This is a genomic window from Pseudonocardia sp. (assembly GCF_035305885.1).
Classification (GTDB): Bacteria; Actinomycetota; Actinomycetes; order Mycobacteriales; family Pseudonocardiaceae; genus Pseudonocardia.
The window spans coordinates 51,470-67,834 of record NZ_DATGOP010000112.1 but is presented as its reverse complement, the minus strand read 5'-3'; the positions used below and the strand labels follow the sequence as shown (position 1 = coordinate 67,834).

The window sequence follows — 16,365 nt, the reverse complement described above, 5'->3', positions numbered from 1 at the left end:
GGGACGTGCGGCTACAAGACGGCACTTCGCCCTCACCAGGTCACCCCGCGGTGACCGGGGACCTCTTCGACCCCGCCTGCCCGACCCGCGAGCTGCTGGACCGGATCGGCGACAAGTGGACGTCGATGCTGGTCAAGGTGCTCGCCGAGGCGGACCCGCCGGAGCTCGGGTTCGCCGAGCTCGCGCGCCGCGCCCCCGGCATCTCGCACAAGATGCTGTCGCAGACCCTCAGGAACCTCTGCCACGACGGCCTCGTGGCGCGGCGGGTGGAGGCCACCGTCCCGCCCCGCGTCCACTACTCCCTGACCGAACTCGGGCGTTCCCTGGACGGGCCGCTGGCTGCCCTGCGCGACTGGGCGGAGCGGCACATGGCGATCGTCGACGCGAACCGGAAGCGGTCCGGCGGGCCGGCGCGCTGATCCCGGATGCCCGGCCTCGACCGGTCCAGCAGATCCGGGCAGAACCGGTGCCGGGCGGGAGGCCTGATCGCAGCCGGCGTCGCCCCGGTCGAGCAGGAGGCACCGGGGAGTTCGGCGCCCACGTCATCGGCAGCTGGCGGGCGGCGGACCGGAGGGCGGTATGTGAAGTGCACTCGGGATGTGCGACGTCACGACCAGACGGCAGAACCATCACCGCACGGGCGGTGACCTGCGCTTCTCGTGGGCCCCCAGGGGATCGAACCCTGAACCCGCGGATTAAAAGTCCGCTGCTCTGCCAGTTGAGCTAGAGGCCCGCGGCCCCCAGGGTAGCCGCACGCCCCGGCCACCCCCGCGATCACCACGTGCCCGGCCGCGCCGGTCCGCCGCACCGCCCGTGCCGCCAATGGCCCAGCCGCGAGCACACAGGGCAGCGACGCGCCGACCTGCGGATACCTCGTGTGGCGTAACGCAGGGTCGCCATTCGCGACCCTCTGCGACCACCCATCCTGGGGACCATGCGACCCCGTCACCTGCTCCCCGGTCTGCTCGGCGCCCTGCTCGCGGCCGGGTGCGGTACGCCGGACACCGTCATCCAGCCCGCGGCCGCCACCACGTCGACGCGCAGCGTGCAGGTGAGCGAGACGTTCCAGGAGGGTGCGGGGCCCGCCGTCACCTACGACCAGGCGCTGGTGCCCGCCGGGGCGCGCGGCGCGGTGCAGTCGCGGTCGGGCGAGGGCACCACCACGGTGCGGCTGGCCGTGCGCGGCGTCGAGAGGAACCGCGTCTACGGCGCGCACGTCCACATGAAGCCGTGCGGGCCGGAGCCCGACTCCGCGGGACCGCACTTCCAGTACTCGGTCGACCCGGCCCAGCCGAGCACCGACCCCACGTTCGCGAACCCGCAGAACGAGATCTGGCTGGACGTCACCACCGACGACACGGGCGCGGGCAGCACCGAGTCGACGGTCGCGTGGACGTTCCCGCCCGACCGGCGCCCCAAGTCGGTGGTCCTGCACGACCACGCGACCTCCCACGAGCCCGGTGAGGCGGGCGAGGCGGGCGCCCGGGTCGCCTGCATCAACGTCGACTTCTGACGTCGGGGACAATGGGGCCCCGTGACCGCCCCGACGACCGCCGTCCGCCCGCTGCGCATCGGACCCTTCGTGTCCGAGACGCCGGTGGTGCTCGCGCCCATGGCCGGCATCACCAACGCGGGCTTCCGGCGGCTGTGCCGGGAGCAGGGCGCGGGCTTCTACGTCTGCGAGATGATCACCTCGCGGGGCATCGTCGAGAACAACCCGCTCACGCTGCGGATGATCGAGTTCGACCCGGACGAGCACCCGCGGTCGATGCAGCTCTACGGGGTCGACCCGAAGGCCATGGGCCTCGCGGTCCGCATGATCGTGGAGCGGAACCTCGCCGACCACATCGACATGAACTTCGGCTGCCCGGTCCCCAAGGTCACGCGCCGGGGCGGCGGGGCGGCGCTGCCGTACAAGCGCGAGCTGTTCGAGCGGATCGTGCGGGCCGCGGTCGACAACGCCGGGTCGGTGCCGGTCACGGTGAAGATGCGCATCGGGATCGACGACGAGCACCACACCTACCTCGAGGCCGCCCGTCGGGCCGCCGACGCCGGGGTGGCTGCCGTCGCCCTGCACGCGCGCACCGCGGCGCAGCGCTACTCCGGCACGGCCGACTGGTCGGCGATCGCCCGGCTCCGCGACGCCATGCCCGCCGAACTGCCGGTGCTCGGCAACGGTGACATCTTCAGCGCCGCCGACGCGCTCGCGATGGTCGCGAAGACCGGCTGCGACGGCGTCGTCGTTGGCCGCGGCTGCCTGGGCAGGCCGTGGCTCTTCGGCGACCTGGAGGCGGCGTTCGCCGGGCGACCGCTGCCGGAACCGCCGAACCTGGGCCAGGTGACGGCCATGATGCGCCGCCACGCCGTGCTGCTCATCGAGCACATGGGCGCCTACAAGGGCATCCGGGACATGCGCAAGCACATCGCCTGGTACCTCAAGGGCTTCCCGGTGGGCTCCGAGCTGCGCCGCCGCCTCGGCCTGGTGAGCAGCATCGACGAGCTGGACGAGCTGCTCGCCCAGCTCGACCCGGACATCCCGTTCCCGCCCGACGCCGACGGACCCCGCGGGCGGCAGGGTTCGGCGGGACGAGTGGTCCTCCCCGAGCACTGGCTCGACGACCCGGACGACCCCACGGTTCCGCTCGGCGCAGAACTCGAGCACTCCGGCGGCTGAGGCGCCTCGGACGGGGCCCGGACCTCAAGGACCCGACGCCCGCCGTCGACACACCGGGCATGACGACGCTGGACGCGACCAGGCGGGAACACGTTCCGTCCACGCCGGCAGCGGCGGGCGCGGCCTGGCACACGGCGGCCGCGGAAGAGCTCGCCGCCGCCGGGCGGTGGGAGCAGGCCTACCAGCACCTGCGCACCGCGGTCCGGCTGCTCAACGGGCGGTCCGGCGTCGACGAGCTCGACCGGCTGCGTCGCGAGCACGCCGAGGCGAGGGAGCAGAGCAGGCGCGACAGCCTCACCGAGACCTACAACCGCCGCTACCTCGACGAACGACTCGTGGCGCTGGTCCGCGAGCCGGGCTCGGTCGGGCCGGCCGGGATCGCGGTGGCGCTGCTGGACGTCGACCACTTCAAGCAGATCAACGACACCTACGGCCACCCCTTCGGCGATCGGGTGCTGCAGCGGATCGTCGCGGTGATCGAGTCGTGCCTGCCCGAGGGGTCGTTCTGCGCCCGCTACGGCGGTGAGGAGTTCGCGATCGTGCTGCCCGGGCACGACCGGCACGAAGCCGTCCGCGTCTGCGAGACCGCGCGGGAGCGGGTCGACGGGCACCCGTGGCCGGAGCTCGCGCCGGGGCTGCGCGTGACCGTCAGCATCGGCGTCGCCCACGGCTTCGGACCGGTGACCGGCCAGGACGGGTTGATCGCGTCGGCGGACCGCCTGCTCTACGCGGCGAAGCACTCCGGGCGCAACGCGGTCGCCTTCCACGACGCCCACACGGGCCTCGTGCGGCTCGCCGGGCCCGCCGCAGGCCGCCGGTCGCTCCCACAGGCACCGGTCGCCGCACCGGACTGCCTGGAAGGCCCCTCAGCTCCGTAAGCTCCGATCAAGACGTTGAGGGGCGGGTTCGGGCGATTCTCGCCCGTGCCCGCCCTCTGTTCGTGCGAGGAGGTGGGCGTGGAGGACGGTCCGTACCGTGCTCGGCGCCCCACCGGGGGGCGCAGGCGCGCCTACGACGACCCGCAGGACGTCCTCGCCCGGCACGGCCTGCTCGGCCCCGAACCCGGGCCGCCCCGCGCCGACGAGCCGGGCCCGTTCCCCGGCATCGAGAGCACCTCCGGCAGGCACGGCGCGGTCCGCCGCCACCGCTACCGCGACGACCCCGACGATCCGCAGCCACCCGGCCCGAACGGCCATCCGACGGGCGGGCGGCGGCGCGCCCCCGAGCCGTTCGAGGCGCCGTTCGGCGCCGACCCCGCCTACCCGCCACCCGCCACCGGCGGGCGCAGGCGCCGGGCCGACGACCTCGACGCACCCGCCGTCTCCGCCACGGGCGGCACCCGCGGGCGCTTCCCCGACCCCGCCGACGACCTCCCGCCGACCGGGCGCCGGGCGCGGCCCGAGCAGCCCGCCCCGGACGCGACGACCGCCCTCCCCCGGACCGGCGGTCGGCGGCGCGCCGCCGAACCCGACGACGAGGTAGCCGCGCGCCGCACGGCCTTCCCCGCGGACGCCCCGCCGCGCAGGCGCTACCTCGACCCCGGCGACGAGCCGGACTTCCCGCCCGCGGGGTTCGCCGAGCCGACCGCCCGGCGCCGCGCCCGGCCGGACACCCCGGCCACCGCTGCTCCCACCGGCGGCCGCCGGGCGGACACCGGGCTGCAGGAGCTGCCGCCCGGCCCGCCGCGGTCGCACCGGCCGCGAGGCCCGGAGCCGGGAGGGCCCGAACCGCGCACGGGCAGGCCCGACCCGTACCGCGATCCGTACGACGAACCCGGCCTGCCCGCCTCCCGCCGCCGGCCGGTGGAACCGGTCGACGCGTCCGCCACGACCGCCCTGCGCACCCCGCGGCGCCGCCTCGACCACGACGACCCGGACGAGCCACCGGCCACCACGGCCTTGCCCACCCGGGCGCCGTCCGCCCCGCCCGGCGGAGCACGCCGCCGGCCCGAACCGACGGGTGCCCCGATCCCGGCCGCCCGGTCCGCAACCCGGCGGTGGTACGACGACCCCGACGACCCGGTCGAGCCCGCCGCCACGGCCGCCCGCGCCCCGGCCGACGAGGGGCGCCGGTGGCCGCCCGCCCCGGACCCGGCTGCCCGGCCCACGACCCGCCGCCGCTACGACGACCCCGAGGAGGCCGACGGGCCCGCCGCCACCCGCACGCCGACCGCGCCGCCTGATGAGGGGCACCGCAGGCGCCCCGAACCGACCGGCGCCGGCTCGCCCGCCCGAACCGCAGGCCGGCGCCGCTACGACGACCTCGACGACCCCGGCGTGCCCGCCGCCACCACGGCCATCCCCACGCGGCCTCCGGCCGGCCCGCCCGACGGGGGGCGCCGACCGTGGCCCGAGCCGACCGGCTCCCCGGCCCCGACCACCCGGCGGCGGTACGACGAGCCCGACGACCTCGACGAGCCCGCCGCCAGGCCCACCCGCAGCCCGGCCGGCCCGCCCGACGGGGGGCGCCGACGGCGGCCCGAACCGACCGGCCGGCCCACCACCAGGCGCCGCTACGACGACGCCGATGCTCCCGACGAGCCCGCCGCGCCCGCCACCACGGCGATCCCCACCCGCAGGCCGGTCGGCGAGCCGGCCGACCCGCCCTCGCGCACGGGCCGGCGCCGCTACGACGACGCCGACGAGCCGCCGCCCACCACGGCCCTGCCCGTCCCCGGGCCTGCCGCCGCCGAACCGGCCGACGACCCGGCCGAGCCCGGGCGCCGCCGCCCGGCGGAACCGGCGGGGGCCGCGGCCACCACCGCCCTGCCCCGGGCCCGGCCGGCGGCGCTGAACCCGGAGGCGACCGCCGTCGTGCCGTCCGCCGCCCGGGCCCCCCGCACGCCCCCCTCGGATGACGACCGGCCCGAAGCCGGCGAGGAGGCGCGCACGCGCGCGATGCGGATCGACGAGACCCTCACCCGGTTGACGGCCGCGCACGCCGGCCTCTCGCTCGCGGTCACCGACCGCCCCGCCGAGGAACCCCCGGCACCGCCGCAGCGCCGCGGGCCCCTCACCGTCGCGGGGCGGGTGCTCACCGGCGTGTTGGCGCTCGTGGTGCTCGTGGCCACCTCGTTCGGCTGGGGCGCGAAGACCTGGCTCGGCTCGGCCGTCCGGGACGCGGCGGCCCTCGACCCGACCTCGAGCGCCGTCGTCGACGCCGCGGCCCAGGCCGGGGACGAGAACGTCCTCGTCGTCGCCACCCAGCCGGCCCCGGGCCCCGACGCCGACCCCACCCGACCCCGCGCCGACACCGTCGCGGTCGCCCACATCCCGGAGGGCGGCGGCCCGGTCACCGTGCTCGCGTTCCCCCTCGACCTGGAGATCAACCGGCCGCCCTGCGAGGGGTGGGACGCGCGGACCGCGACGTACCGGGGAGAGCCGGAGCAGGCCGAGGCGCGCACCCGCCTCGGCTCCGCGCTCGACGTGGGCGGCCCGCGCTGCATCACCCGCGTGGTGCAGCAGCTCAGCGGCCTCGCGATCACGAGGTACGTCGGCATCAACCTCGCCGCGGTCCCCGCGATCACCGACGCGATCGGCGGGGCCGAGGTCTGCGTGCCGCGCCCGGTGCTGGACGGCGTGCTCGGCCCGGTCGTGCCCGATCCGGGCCCGAACCGGCTGGCCGGCGTCCGCGCCGCCGACTTCGTGCAGGCCGGCGAGGTGGCGGGCGAGCCCTCCGCGGACTACGGGCGCATCGAGCGCCAGCAGCAGGTGCTCGCCGCGGTGCTGGACTCGGCGGTGTCGGGCACGGCGCTGCTCGACCTCGGGCGGCTCTCGGCGCTGCGCCCGGCGCTCGCCGATGCGGTGCTCACCGACGAAGCGGGGATCGACCAGGTGCTGGCGCTCGCGATGACCCTGCGCCGCCTGGACGCCGAGGGCGTGCAGTACGCGGCTGTGCCCACCGGCGAGCGCAACGCCCGCGGCAACCTCGTCATGCGCGACACCGACGCGGCGGCCCTGTTCGCCGCCGTGCGCGCCGACCAGCCGCTCCCCGAGACGGCGACCGACCCCGGCGCGGGGACCGCGGGCCCCAGCCCGAGCGAGGTGTCGGTGGAGGTCGTCAACGCCTCCACCCGCTCCGGGCTCGCCGGCCAGGTCTCGGAGACGCTGAGCTCGCTCGGGTTCAACGTGGGCGAGCCGTCGAGCGCCGACCAGCCGACGACCGAGACCGTCATCCGGTTCTCCCCCGACCAGGCGGCCGCGGCCGAGCTGCTGCGGTCCACGGTGCCCTCGGCGACCGAGGTGCCCGACCCCGGCAGCACCGGCGTGCTGCAGCTGGTGCTCGGGCGGTCCTTCGACGACGTGGTGCGCGCCCCGTCGGAGCCGATCGCGCTGTCGGCGCCCGCCCAGGAGGCCCCGGAGCCCGCCGTCACCTGCACGTGAGGTCGCCGGACGTTCACCGCCGGTTCACCGTCCCGGACGGCCGTTGGTCGATTTCGGCACTACCCTTGGGGGATGCGCGACGTCTACCAGGAGCAGCTCGATGAACTCGCGGGTGCCCTGGCGGACATGTGCACACGGGTCGCCGAGGCCATGCGCAAGGCCACGCGGGCGCTGCTCGAGGTCGACCTGCAGCTCGCCGAGGAAGTGATCTCCGAGGACGTCCGGATCGACGAGATCCGCGCGGCCGCGGAGGAGCAGGCGTTCGCGCTGCTGGCGCTGCAGGCGCCGGTCGCCACCGATCTGCGGATCGTCGTGTCGGCGATCCACGGCGCCGGAGACATCGAACGCATGGGCGACCTCGCCCTGCACGTCGCGCAGGCCGCCCGCCGCCGCCACCCGCACCCGGTGCTGCCCGAGGAGGTGGCGCCGTACTTCGCCGAGATGGGCACCGTCGGCGTGCAGCTGGCGCTCAAGGCCGGCGAGGTCATCCGCACCCGCGACCTCGCCCGCGCCGCCGAGCTGGAGTCCGACGACGACGCCATGGACGACCTGCACCGGCACATGTTCTCGGTGCTGATGGACCGCAACTGGAGCCACGGGGTGGGCCCGGCCGTCGACATCACGCTGCTGGCCCGCTTCTACGAGCGCTACGCCGACCACGCGGTCGCCGTCGCCCGGCGGATCGTCTACGTCGTCACCGGCCAGATGCCCGGGCCGCTCACCGTCTGATTCACCCGCCGTTCACCCGGCGTCGGGTGTCTGCTGGGGGAAGTGTTCCTAGGCTCGTGGCGTGCCCGCGCCCCCGCTGCCCCAGCAGCTCGCCGAGCTGTCGGAGCTGCTCGGCCGCATGTGCACCGCCGCGTCCGGTGCGCTCCACCGCGCCACCGCGGCGCTGCTGGAGAACCGGGAACGGCTCGCCGCGCAGGTCGTGGCGGGTGACGAGGAGATCGACGAGCTGCGGGCGCGGGTGGAGGAGGTCGCGGGCGACGCGCTGCTGTTCCACAGCCCCGTCGCGGGCGACCTGCGTTCGGTCGTGTCCGCGATCCGCTCCGCGGGCGACGTCGAGCGGATGGGCGACCTGGCGCTGCACGTCGCCGAGGTCGTGCGGATGCGCGCCCCCGGCCCGGCGCTCCCGGCCGAGGTCCGGCCCGCGTTCGCCGAGATGGGCAGGGTGGCCGTGCAGCTCGGGCTCAAGGCCGCCGAGGTCGCGCGCACCCGCAACGTGGTGCTGGCGACCGAGCTGGACGCCGACGACGACGCGATGGACGTCCTGCACCGCGAGATGATGGAGGTGCTGATGGGCGAGGACTGGCCGCACGGGGTCCGCACGGCCGTCGACGTCACCCTGCTCGCGCGCTACTACGAGCGGTTCGCCGACCACGCCGTGGTGGTGGCGCGCGAAACCGTCTACGCCGTCACCGGCCAGGAGCCCGGCGCGCTCCCCATCTGAGCGCGCCGGGCCGGGTCCCTCAGCCGAAGCGGCCGGAGACGTAGTCCTCGGTGGCCTTCTCCTTCGGCTGGGAGAAGATCGTCTTGGTCTCGTCCATCTCCACGAGCTTGCCGGGCTTGCCGGTGCCCTCGATGTTGAAGAAGCCCGTGTAGTCGCTGACGCGTGCGGCCTGCTGCATGTTGTGCGTGACGATGACGATCGTGTAGTCCTGCTTGAGCTCGTTGATCAGGTCCTCGATCGCCAGCGTGGAGATGGGGTCGAGCGCCGAGCACGGCTCGTCCATGAGCAGCACGTCGGGCTGTACGGCGATGGCCCGTGCGATGCACAGCCGCTGCTGCTGCCCGCCGGACAGGCCGGAGCCCGGCTTGTCGAGCCGGTCCTTGACCTCGTTCCACAGGTTCGCGCCGCGCAGCGACTTCTCGACGATCTCGTCGGTGGCGTCCTTGCTCAGCTTCTTGTTGTTGAGCCGCAGGCCCGCGATCACGTTGTCGTAGATCGACATCGTGGGGAACGGGTTGGGCCGCTGGAACACCATCCCGATCTGGCGGCGGACGCCCACCGGGTCGACGCCCGGGCCGTAGAGGTCCTCGCCGTCGAGCTCCAGCCTTCCCTCGACGCGGGCGCCGGGGACGACCTCGTGCATCCGGTTGATCGCCCGCAGGAAGGTCGACTTGCCGCAGCCGGACGGCCCGATCAGGGCCGTGACCGTCTTCGGGCGGATCAGCATGTTGACGCCTTCGACCGCCCGGAACGATCCGTAGTAGATGTTCAGGTCCTTGGCTTCGATCGCCTTGCCCATCGCGGGTCCTATCGGGTCTTGGGGGCGAACACGCGGGCGATGAGCCGCGCCAGCAGGTTCAGCACCATGACGATGATGATCAGTACGAGGGCCGCGGTCCACGCGCGCTCGAGGTACGGCTCGCGCGGCACGCCCGGGGTGGCGTAGGACAGGTAGGAGAAGACCGGGAGCGTGGCCATCCGGCCGTCGAAGGCGTTGACGTTCATCGCCGTCGTCAGGCCGACCGCGACGAGCAGCGGGGCGGTCTCGCCGATCACCCGGGCGATGGCGAGCGTGATGCCGGACGCGATGCCCGCGATCGACGTCGGGATCACCACCTTGAGGATCACGCGCCACTTCGGCACACCGAGCGCCAGGGCCGCCTCGCGCAGCTCGTTCGGCACGATCTTGAGCATCTCCTCGGTGGCCCGGACGACGATCGGGATCATCAGCACCGACAGCGCCACCGATCCGGCGAAGCCGAACCGGGCGCCGGGGCCCACCAGGTAGGTGAACAGCGCCACCGCGAACAGGCCGGCGACGATCGACGGGATGCCGGTCATCACGTCCACGAAGAACGTGATCGCCCGCGCCAGCCTGCCCTTGCCGTACTCGACCAGGTAGACGGCGGTGAGCAGGCCCACCGGGATCGACATCAGGGCGGCGAGGCCCGTGATGATCAGGGTGCCCACGATCGCGTGGTAGGCGCCGCCGCCCTCGCCGACGACGCCGCGCATCGACGAGGAGAAGAACTCGACGTCGAACCGGGCGAGCCCCTCCGAGACGACGGTGTAGATCACCGAGATCAGCGGGATGACCGCCAGCCCGAACGCGCTGGTGACGATCACGGTGACCAGCCGGTCGGTGGCCTTGCGGCTGCCCTCGACGATCCGCGAAGCCACGTAGAGCCCGGCGGTGAAGAGCACGACCGTGCCGACGACGAACAGGCCGGTGCTGAAACCGACCAGGGCGAGCACGAGCCCCACGACGGCCGCGGAGGCGGCGAGCCCGCCGGGCACCGCCCAGCGCGGCAGCTGCGCCCGCCGCGCGAGACCGCGCCGCTGCGGGGACGGCGCGGTCACCCGCTCCGGCGACTTGGTGATGTCGACGGTCATCAGTTGGCCCCCGAGAACTCTCGGCGTCGGTTGACGATGTAGCGGGCGAGCGAGTTCACCGCGAGGGTGATGAGGAACAGCACCAGGCCGGAGGCGATGAGCACGTTGACGCCCAGCCCGCTCGCCTCGGGGAACTGCAGCGCGATGTTGGCCGCGATCGTGGACGGGTTGCCGTTGCCGATCAGGTTGAACGTGATCCCGCCGGACACCGAGAGCACGATCGCGACGGCCATGGTCTCGCCGAGGGCGCGGCCCAGCCCGAGCATCGCGCCGCTGATGATCCCGGATCGGCCGAACGGCAGGACCGCCATCCGGATCATCTCCCAGCGCGTGGCCCCGAGCGCGAGCGCCGCTTCCTCGTGCAGGCGCGGCGTCTGCAGGAACACCTCCCGCGCGACCGCGGTGATGATCGGCAGGATCATGACGGCGAGCACCACGCCTGCCACCAGCATGGTGCGCCCGGTGGCCGACACGGGGCCGGCGAACAGCGGGATGAACCCGAGGTTGGCCTCGAGCCACCGCATCAGCGGGACGGTGGCGGGCGCGAGCGTCCACGCGCCCCACAGGCCGTACACGATGCTCGGCACGGCGGCGAGCAGGTCGACGACGTACCCGAGCGCCTGCGCGATCCGCCGCGGCGCGTAATGGGTGATGAACAGGGCGACCGCGACCGCCAGCGGCGTCGCGATGACCAGCGCGATGACCGCGGCGAGCAGGGTCCCGAAGATCAGCGGGACGACGTAGGCCACGAACCCGGCCCCGCCGGGGATGTCGGTGGCGGGCGCGGTGAACGCGGGCGCCGCCTCGGCGACGAGGAATGCCGCGACACCGGCCAGCACGACCAGGATGAGGATGCCCGCGCCCTTCGCCAGGCCGGCGAAGATGCGGTCCCCGGGCTGGACGACCGGCTTGACGGTGGTGGGCCGCTGCGCACCGGCGGTCGCCGGGGTGGTTTCGGTACTCACGAGATCCCTTCCCGCGGAGCGTCGCGGAAGCTCGGGGGCGCGGCGCCATGACGGGCCGATGGCCCGGACGACGCCATGATGGCGATCGTCCGGGCCACCCGGCCACGTGATGTCGCGCTCACGTCACCCCGCCGCGGCGATCGCGTCGATCGCCGGCTGGAACGCCCTGCGCTGGCTGTCGGAGATCGGCGCGTTGCCCGCGTTCTGCTGGGCCGCGGCCTGCCCCTCGGCGCTCGCCATGTAGTCGAGGAACGCCTTCACGGTCTCGGCCTGGGCCGGGTCGGAGTACTGCGTGCAGGCGATCGTGTAGGACACGAGCACGATCGGGTAGGCGCCCGGGGTGTCGCGCTTCAGCTCGACCGCGAAGTTGTACCGGCCCTGCCCCTCGATGCGCGGCGACGCCTCGACGACCGCGGCCGCGGCCTCCGGGGTCGGTTCGACGGGGGCGCCGCCCACCAGCACGTGGACCTTGCTCAGGTCACCGGCCTGGCTGAGGTCGGCGTAGCCGATCGTGCCCTGGCCGCCCGCGACCGCGCCGACCACACCCGAGGTGCCCTGCGCGGCCTCGCCACCCTGGATCGGCCACACGCCGTCGGGCTCGTGCGGCCAGTCGGCGCCCGCCGCCTCGGCCAGGTACTCGGTGAAGTTCTCGGTGGTGCCCGACTCGTCCGAGCGGTTCACCGGCGTGATCGGGGTGTCCGGCAGCTGCACGCCGGGGTTCTCCGCCGCGATCGCCGGGTCGTTCCAGGTGGTGATCTGCCGGTTGAAGACCTTCGCGATCGTGGCCGGCGACATCCGGAGGGAGTCGACGCCCTCCAGGTTGAACACCACCGCGATCGGCGAGATGTAGAGGGGCATCTGGATCACGTTGTCCGGACCGCCGCAGATCTGCTGCGCGACCGGCAGCTCCTCCTCGTCCAGGGCGGCGTCGCTGCCCGCGAACTGCACCGCACCGGCCGTGAACTGGGTGCGGCCCGCACCCGAACCGGTGGGGTCGTAGTTGACGTCGGCGTCGGGCGCGATGCTCGTGAAGCCCGCGATCCAGGCTTCCATCGCGGCCTGCTGCGAGGAGGCGCCTGCCCCGGCGATGCTGCCGGAGACCTCGCTCGCGGCCGCCCCGTCGCCGCCCCCTCCGGCGGGAGGGGCGGACTCGTTGGCCGGGGCACAGCCCGCGAGCAGCAGTGCGCTGCCGGCGACGGCGCCGATCGCGGCGAGTCGGGCACGGGAGCCGTGCCGCAGGGTTTTCACCTGTGTTCCTCCGTACGTGAGTTCCCGTGCAACGGGCTCGGCGGCTCTCCGGGCCGCTCGCCGCGAACGGTAGGTAAGGCCGGTGGACGGACCTCGCCGTCCAGGTGAACGGAGGATGAACAGGTCCCCCGGGTGAGCGAGGACACTCACGCAGGGTTGATCGTGATCCGCCCGTGACCTGGGACGACGTGATCACGAACGGGGGGCGGCTCGGTTGCCGCCGGGTGAACGACCGTCATCGGCCGTACGACACGTCGACCTTCCAGGGCCGGAAACCCAGGCGGGTGTAGAGCCGCACCGCGGGCTCGTTGTCCGCCTCGACGTAGAGCATGACGTCGGCGAGCCCGCGCTCGCGCAGGTGGCGCAGCCCGGCGAGGGTGAGCGCGGCGCCCAGCCGCATGCCCTGCGCCGCCGGGTCGACGCCCAGCACGTAGACCTCGCCGATCGGCTCGGGGTCGGTGTGCACCTTGGTCCAGTGGAACCCGAGCAGCCGGTCCGACGCGTCCACGGCCAGCAGGAACCCCTCCGGGTCGAACCACGGCTCGGCCTCCCGCAGCCGCAGCTGGGAGCGGTCCCAGCCGCCCTGCTCCGGGTGCCAGGAGAAGGCGGCGTTGTTGACGCGGAGGAACTCCTCGTCGTCCTGGCCCGGCACGAAGGCGCGCAGGCGCACGCCCTCGGGCAGCTCGGGCTCGGGGACCGGCTCGGACAGGCTGCGGCGCATCTGCCACAGCTCGCGCACGGGCCGGAAGCCGAGCCGCTCGGCGAGCGCCACCGCCCCCGGGTGACGGCCGTGGGCCCAGACCCGCAGCGTGCCGCCGGTGCGCGCGAGCAGCTCCTCGACGATCCGCCTGCCGATGCCCAGCCTGCGGTGCTCGGGGTGCACCACGAGCTCGGCCACCTGCTCGGCGGTGTCGAGCTGGGCGACGCCGCGCAGCGCGCCGCCCTCGACGGCGAGCAGGTGCGCGGCCTCGGCGTCGCCGAGGTGCATCAGCACGTGCTCACCCAGCGGCGGGGTGCCGTCGGCCTCCGTCGCCGCGGCGGCGAGCGCCCTGACCTCGGCGGCCTGCGCCTCGTCCAACCCGGCCCGCCACGACAGCTCGATCACGCCGACGACGCTACCGCGCCGGCGGCCGGCTCACTGCCGGCCCGCGACCTCCGACACCCGCTCGCGACGACCCCGGTCGTCCTCCTCGTCGTTCCCGCGGCCGCCGCCGTCGTCGTCCAGGAGGTCGACCTGGGCCTGGCCCAGCCCGCTGCGGGTCGGACGGACGAACTTGTAGCCCACGTTGCGGACGGTGCCGATCATCCCCTCGTGCTCGGGGCCGAGCTTCGCCCGCAGCCGCCGGACGTGCACGTCGACGGTGCGGGTGCCGCCGAAGAAGTCGTAGCCCCACACCTCCTGCAGCAGCTGGGCGCGCGTGAAGACCCGACCCGCGTGCTGCGCGAGGTACTTGAGCAGCTCGAACTCCTTGTAGGTCAGCTCGAGCAGGCGCCCGCGCAGCCGCGCCGCGTAGGTCGCCTCGTCGATGACGAGGTCGCCGAGCACGAGCGCACCGCCGTCGCGGCCCGAGTCGTTGCCCGGCCGCGACTTGAGCAGCCGCAGGCGGGCGTCCACCTCGGCGGGGCCCGTGGTGGGCAGTAGGATCTCGTCGACGACCCACTCCCCGGACACGGCCACCAGGCCACCCTCGGTGAGCACGGCGATGACGGGGACGTCGGTGCCGGTGCTGCCGAGCAGCCGGCACAGGCTGCGGGCCGCCACGAGGTCGGTGCGCGCGTCGACGAGCACCGCGTCGTGCGGACCCGCGTCGAGCAGCGCCGCCACCTCGGGGGCTGCGGTGCGGACGCCGTGCGGGAGCAGGGTGAGGGCGGGCAGCACGGACCCCGGATCGGGGTCAGCCGTCAGCAACAGGAGTTCCACGTTACGTGCCTCCTCTCCCACCGGGAACCGGGCCGCCCGCTGCGGCCCATCCTCAAGAGGACGGCGGGCAGCGCTGACGCACCGTTCACACCCGCGTGACCCGGCGGGAACACCACACGCGGATCGATGCAGGATAACCGGGTGACCGTGGATCACACGAGTCCCGCGGCGCAGGTCACGCCGGTTCCGATCACGGCGACGGCAGCCGACGGCGTTCCGCTCGCGGGTGTGCACCTGTCCCACGGGGCCGCCCCGCGGGGCGGTGCGCTCGTCGTCGCGCACGGGTTCACCCACCACACCCGGCACCCGACGACCCGCAGGCTGCTCGCGTCGCTCGCCGCCCAGGCCCCGGTCGTGGCCTTCGACATGCGCGGGCACGGCCGCTCCGGAGGCCGCACCACCGTCGGCGACCGCGAGCCCCTCGACCTCGACGCCGCGGTCGCCGCCGCGCTCGACCTCGGCTACGAACGGGTGGCCACGGTCGGGTTCTCCCTCGGCGCCGCCGTCGCGCTGCGCCACGCGGTCGCGGGAGCCCACCGGCCGGCCGCCGTCGTGGCCGTGAGTTCCCCCGCCCGCTGGTACGCCCGGGAGACCGCGGCCATGCGCCGGGTGCACTGGCTGCTCGAGCAGCCGCACGGCAGGCTGGCCGCCCGCGCCCTCGGGGTCCGGCTCGACGGCGGGTGGGAGGTCGTGCCGCCCTCCCCGGTCGAGATCGTCGCCGACGTCGAGGTGCCGCTGCTGCTCGTCCACATCGCGGGCGACCGCTACTTCCCGGCGGCGCACGCCCGCGCGCTCGCGGCCGCGTCCGGCGGGCGGGCGCAGCTGTGGGAGGAGCCGGGCGGCGGGCACGGGGAGAGCGGAACCCACCCCGAGCTCGCCCGGCGCATCGCCCGATGGGCGCTCGCGGCCTGCAACCCGGATGACGGGCCCGAACCGGCTCGCTCTACCGTCGATGGCCTCAGCCCGGCGAAGCGCCGGGCCGCAAGGTCGGAGGTCGGATGAGGCGCCTGGTCATCGCGCTGCTCGTCCTGGTGGGGCTGTTCATCGCCGTGGACTTCGGGGCCGCCGCGCTCGCCGAGTCGGCGGTCTCGCGCCAGATGCGCGAGCAGATCGGGCTGGTCGACGACCCGTCCGTGCGCATCAACGGGTTCCCCTTCCTCACCCAGGCGATCTCCGGCGAGTACTCCAGCGTGGACGTCGACGCCACCCGGATCCGCGTGGGCGAGCTGCGGGAGCTGACCGTCCACGCGCAGCTGCGCGACGTCACCGCCCCGCTGCCGATGCTGCTCGGATCGGGCCCGAAGTCGCTGTCCGTCCGGGAGGTCGAGGGCACGGTCCGGATCCCGGCCGACGACATCGAGCGGCTCGTGCCGGGCATGGACGACCTGCGCATCGAGAACGTCGACGACTACGCCATCGAGCAGGCCGTCGAGGACGGCGCCGACAAGTCGCTGCGGACGATCGAGCCGGAGAACGCGGTGCGCCTCGTCGGCACCACCGCCCTGCTCGACGAGGAGACCGAGGTGTCGGTGATCGCCGCGCTCGAGCTCGTCGACGGGCAGGCGCAGATCGTGCCGCGCGACGTCCGGATCGGGGGCGACGACGCCGAGCCGCTCCCGCCCGCGGTGCAGCGGACGCTGACGCAGCGGTTCACGCTGCGCATCGACCCCGGCTCGCTCCCGCTCGCGGCCACGCCGACCCGGCTCCGCGCGGCGGGCGGGGCCATCGAGATCAGCGGGTACGCCGACGACCTCACCCTCGGCGACGCGGCCGTCTCGGCCACCGGGTGACCTGCCACCGATCCGGACTGCCGGGAACGGCCAACCTCGGCT

Annotated in this window: 15 protein-coding genes and 1 tRNA gene; 9 read left to right on the top strand and 7 right to left on the bottom strand. The window is 74.6% G+C overall.

Annotated elements, in window-relative coordinates:
* The first annotated feature begins 50 nt into the window (after positions 1-50).
* Positions 51-419, top strand: a complete 369-nt coding sequence (locus VKZ81_RS23980; RefSeq protein WP_324243918.1) for a winged helix-turn-helix transcriptional regulator — start codon at positions 51-53, stop codon at positions 417-419.
* Between the two features lie 241 nt (positions 420-660).
* Here the strand turns inward: VKZ81_RS23980 and VKZ81_RS23975 are convergent.
* A tRNA-Lys gene (locus tag VKZ81_RS23975) sits at positions 661-733 on the bottom strand.
* A 201-nt stretch (positions 734-934) separates the two neighbouring features.
* On the opposite strand from VKZ81_RS23975, the gene VKZ81_RS23970 reads away from it, so the two are divergent.
* The 6 genes from VKZ81_RS23970 (at position 935) to phoU (VKZ81_RS23945) (ending at position 8,506) form a co-directional block, all read left to right on the top strand.
* The gene (locus VKZ81_RS23970; protein WP_324243908.1) at positions 935-1,513 is read left to right on the top strand and encodes a superoxide dismutase family protein; all 579 of its coding nucleotides are present in this window, start codon (positions 935-937) and stop codon (positions 1,511-1,513) included.
* Between the two features lie 21 nt (positions 1,514-1,534).
* The gene (gene dusB / locus VKZ81_RS23965; protein WP_324243907.1) at positions 1,535-2,674 is read left to right on the top strand and encodes a tRNA dihydrouridine synthase DusB; all 1,140 of its coding nucleotides are present in this window, start codon (positions 1,535-1,537) and stop codon (positions 2,672-2,674) included.
* 59 nt (positions 2,675-2,733) lie between these two features.
* Positions 2,734-3,552 (top strand): GGDEF domain-containing protein, encoded by an 819-nt coding sequence (locus tag VKZ81_RS23960; protein ID WP_324243906.1) that lies wholly within the window; start codon positions 2,734-2,736, stop codon positions 3,550-3,552.
* A gap of 78 nt (positions 3,553-3,630) precedes the next feature.
* Entirely contained in the window at positions 3,631-7,056 is a 3,426-nt protein-coding gene (locus tag VKZ81_RS23955) for an LCP family glycopolymer transferase (RefSeq protein WP_324243905.1), read from the top strand.
* A gap of 72 nt (positions 7,057-7,128) precedes the next feature.
* Entirely contained in the window at positions 7,129-7,785 is a 657-nt protein-coding gene (gene phoU / locus VKZ81_RS23950; RefSeq protein ID WP_324243904.1) for a phosphate signaling complex protein PhoU, read from the top strand.
* A gap of 61 nt (positions 7,786-7,846) precedes the next feature.
* Positions 7,847-8,506 carry a phosphate signaling complex protein PhoU gene (gene phoU, locus VKZ81_RS23945; protein WP_324243903.1) on the top strand — a complete coding sequence of 220 codons (660 nt, stop codon included), beginning with the start codon at positions 7,847-7,849 and terminating at the stop codon, positions 8,504-8,506.
* A 19-nt stretch (positions 8,507-8,525) separates the two neighbouring features.
* On the opposite strand, the gene pstB is transcribed toward phoU (VKZ81_RS23945), so the two are convergent.
* The 6 genes from pstB to VKZ81_RS23915 form a co-directional block, all read right to left on the bottom strand.
* Entirely contained in the window at positions 8,526-9,305 is a 780-nt protein-coding gene (pstB, locus tag VKZ81_RS23940) for a phosphate ABC transporter ATP-binding protein PstB (RefSeq protein WP_324243902.1), read from the bottom strand.
* An 8-nt stretch (positions 9,306-9,313) separates the two neighbouring features.
* Entirely contained in the window at positions 9,314-10,399 is a 1,086-nt protein-coding gene (pstA, locus tag VKZ81_RS23935; RefSeq protein WP_324243901.1) for a phosphate ABC transporter permease PstA, read from the bottom strand.
* On the bottom strand, positions 10,399-11,283 hold the full coding sequence (gene pstC / locus VKZ81_RS23930; RefSeq protein ID WP_324243917.1) for a phosphate ABC transporter permease subunit PstC: 885 nt from the start codon (positions 11,281-11,283) through the stop codon (positions 10,399-10,401). The genes pstA and pstC overlap by 1 nt, the downstream gene beginning before the upstream one ends.
* Positions 11,284-11,487: 204 nt before the next feature.
* Positions 11,488-12,603 (bottom strand): phosphate ABC transporter substrate-binding protein PstS, encoded by a 1,116-nt coding sequence (pstS, locus tag VKZ81_RS23925; protein ID WP_414709459.1) that lies wholly within the window; start codon positions 12,601-12,603, stop codon positions 11,488-11,490.
* Positions 12,604-12,847: 244 nt separating this feature from the next.
* Entirely contained in the window at positions 12,848-13,717 is an 870-nt protein-coding gene (gene mshD, locus VKZ81_RS23920; protein WP_414709456.1) for a mycothiol synthase, read from the bottom strand.
* A gap of 30 nt (positions 13,718-13,747) precedes the next feature.
* The gene (locus VKZ81_RS23915) at positions 13,748-14,533 is read right to left on the bottom strand and encodes a winged helix-turn-helix transcriptional regulator (protein WP_324243899.1); all 786 of its coding nucleotides are present in this window, start codon (positions 14,531-14,533) and stop codon (positions 13,748-13,750) included.
* Between the two features lie 141 nt (positions 14,534-14,674).
* On the opposite strand from VKZ81_RS23915, the gene VKZ81_RS23910 reads away from it, so the two are divergent.
* The gene (locus VKZ81_RS23910; RefSeq protein ID WP_324243898.1) at positions 14,675-15,535 is read left to right on the top strand and encodes an alpha/beta hydrolase family protein; all 861 of its coding nucleotides are present in this window, start codon (positions 14,675-14,677) and stop codon (positions 15,533-15,535) included.
* Positions 15,532-16,323 carry an LmeA family phospholipid-binding protein gene (locus VKZ81_RS23905; RefSeq protein WP_324243897.1) on the top strand — a complete coding sequence of 264 codons (792 nt, stop codon included), beginning with the start codon at positions 15,532-15,534 and terminating at the stop codon, positions 16,321-16,323. Before VKZ81_RS23910 ends, VKZ81_RS23905 begins: the two co-directional genes overlap by 4 nt.
* The last annotated feature ends 42 nt before the right edge of the window (positions 16,324-16,365 follow it).

Bases quoted from the DNA above. Each gene is read 5' to 3' on its own strand.
- pstA (WP_324243901.1), bottom strand. From the start codon at position 10,399: ATGACCGTCGACATCACCAAGTCGCCGGAGCGGGTGACCGCGCCGTCC.
- phoU (WP_324243904.1), top strand. From the start codon at position 7,129: ATGCGCGACGTCTACCAGGAGCAGCTCGATGAACTCGCGGGTGCCCTG.
- VKZ81_RS23905 (WP_324243897.1), top strand. From the start codon at position 15,532: ATGAGGCGCCTGGTCATCGCGCTGCTCGTCCTGGTGGGGCTGTTCATC.
- pstB (WP_324243902.1), bottom strand. From the start codon at position 9,305: ATGGGCAAGGCGATCGAAGCCAAGGACCTGAACATCTACTACGGATCG.
- VKZ81_RS23960 (WP_324243906.1), top strand. From the start codon at position 2,734: ATGACGACGCTGGACGCGACCAGGCGGGAACACGTTCCGTCCACGCCG.
- VKZ81_RS23970 (WP_324243908.1), top strand. From the start codon at position 935: ATGCGACCCCGTCACCTGCTCCCCGGTCTGCTCGGCGCCCTGCTCGCG.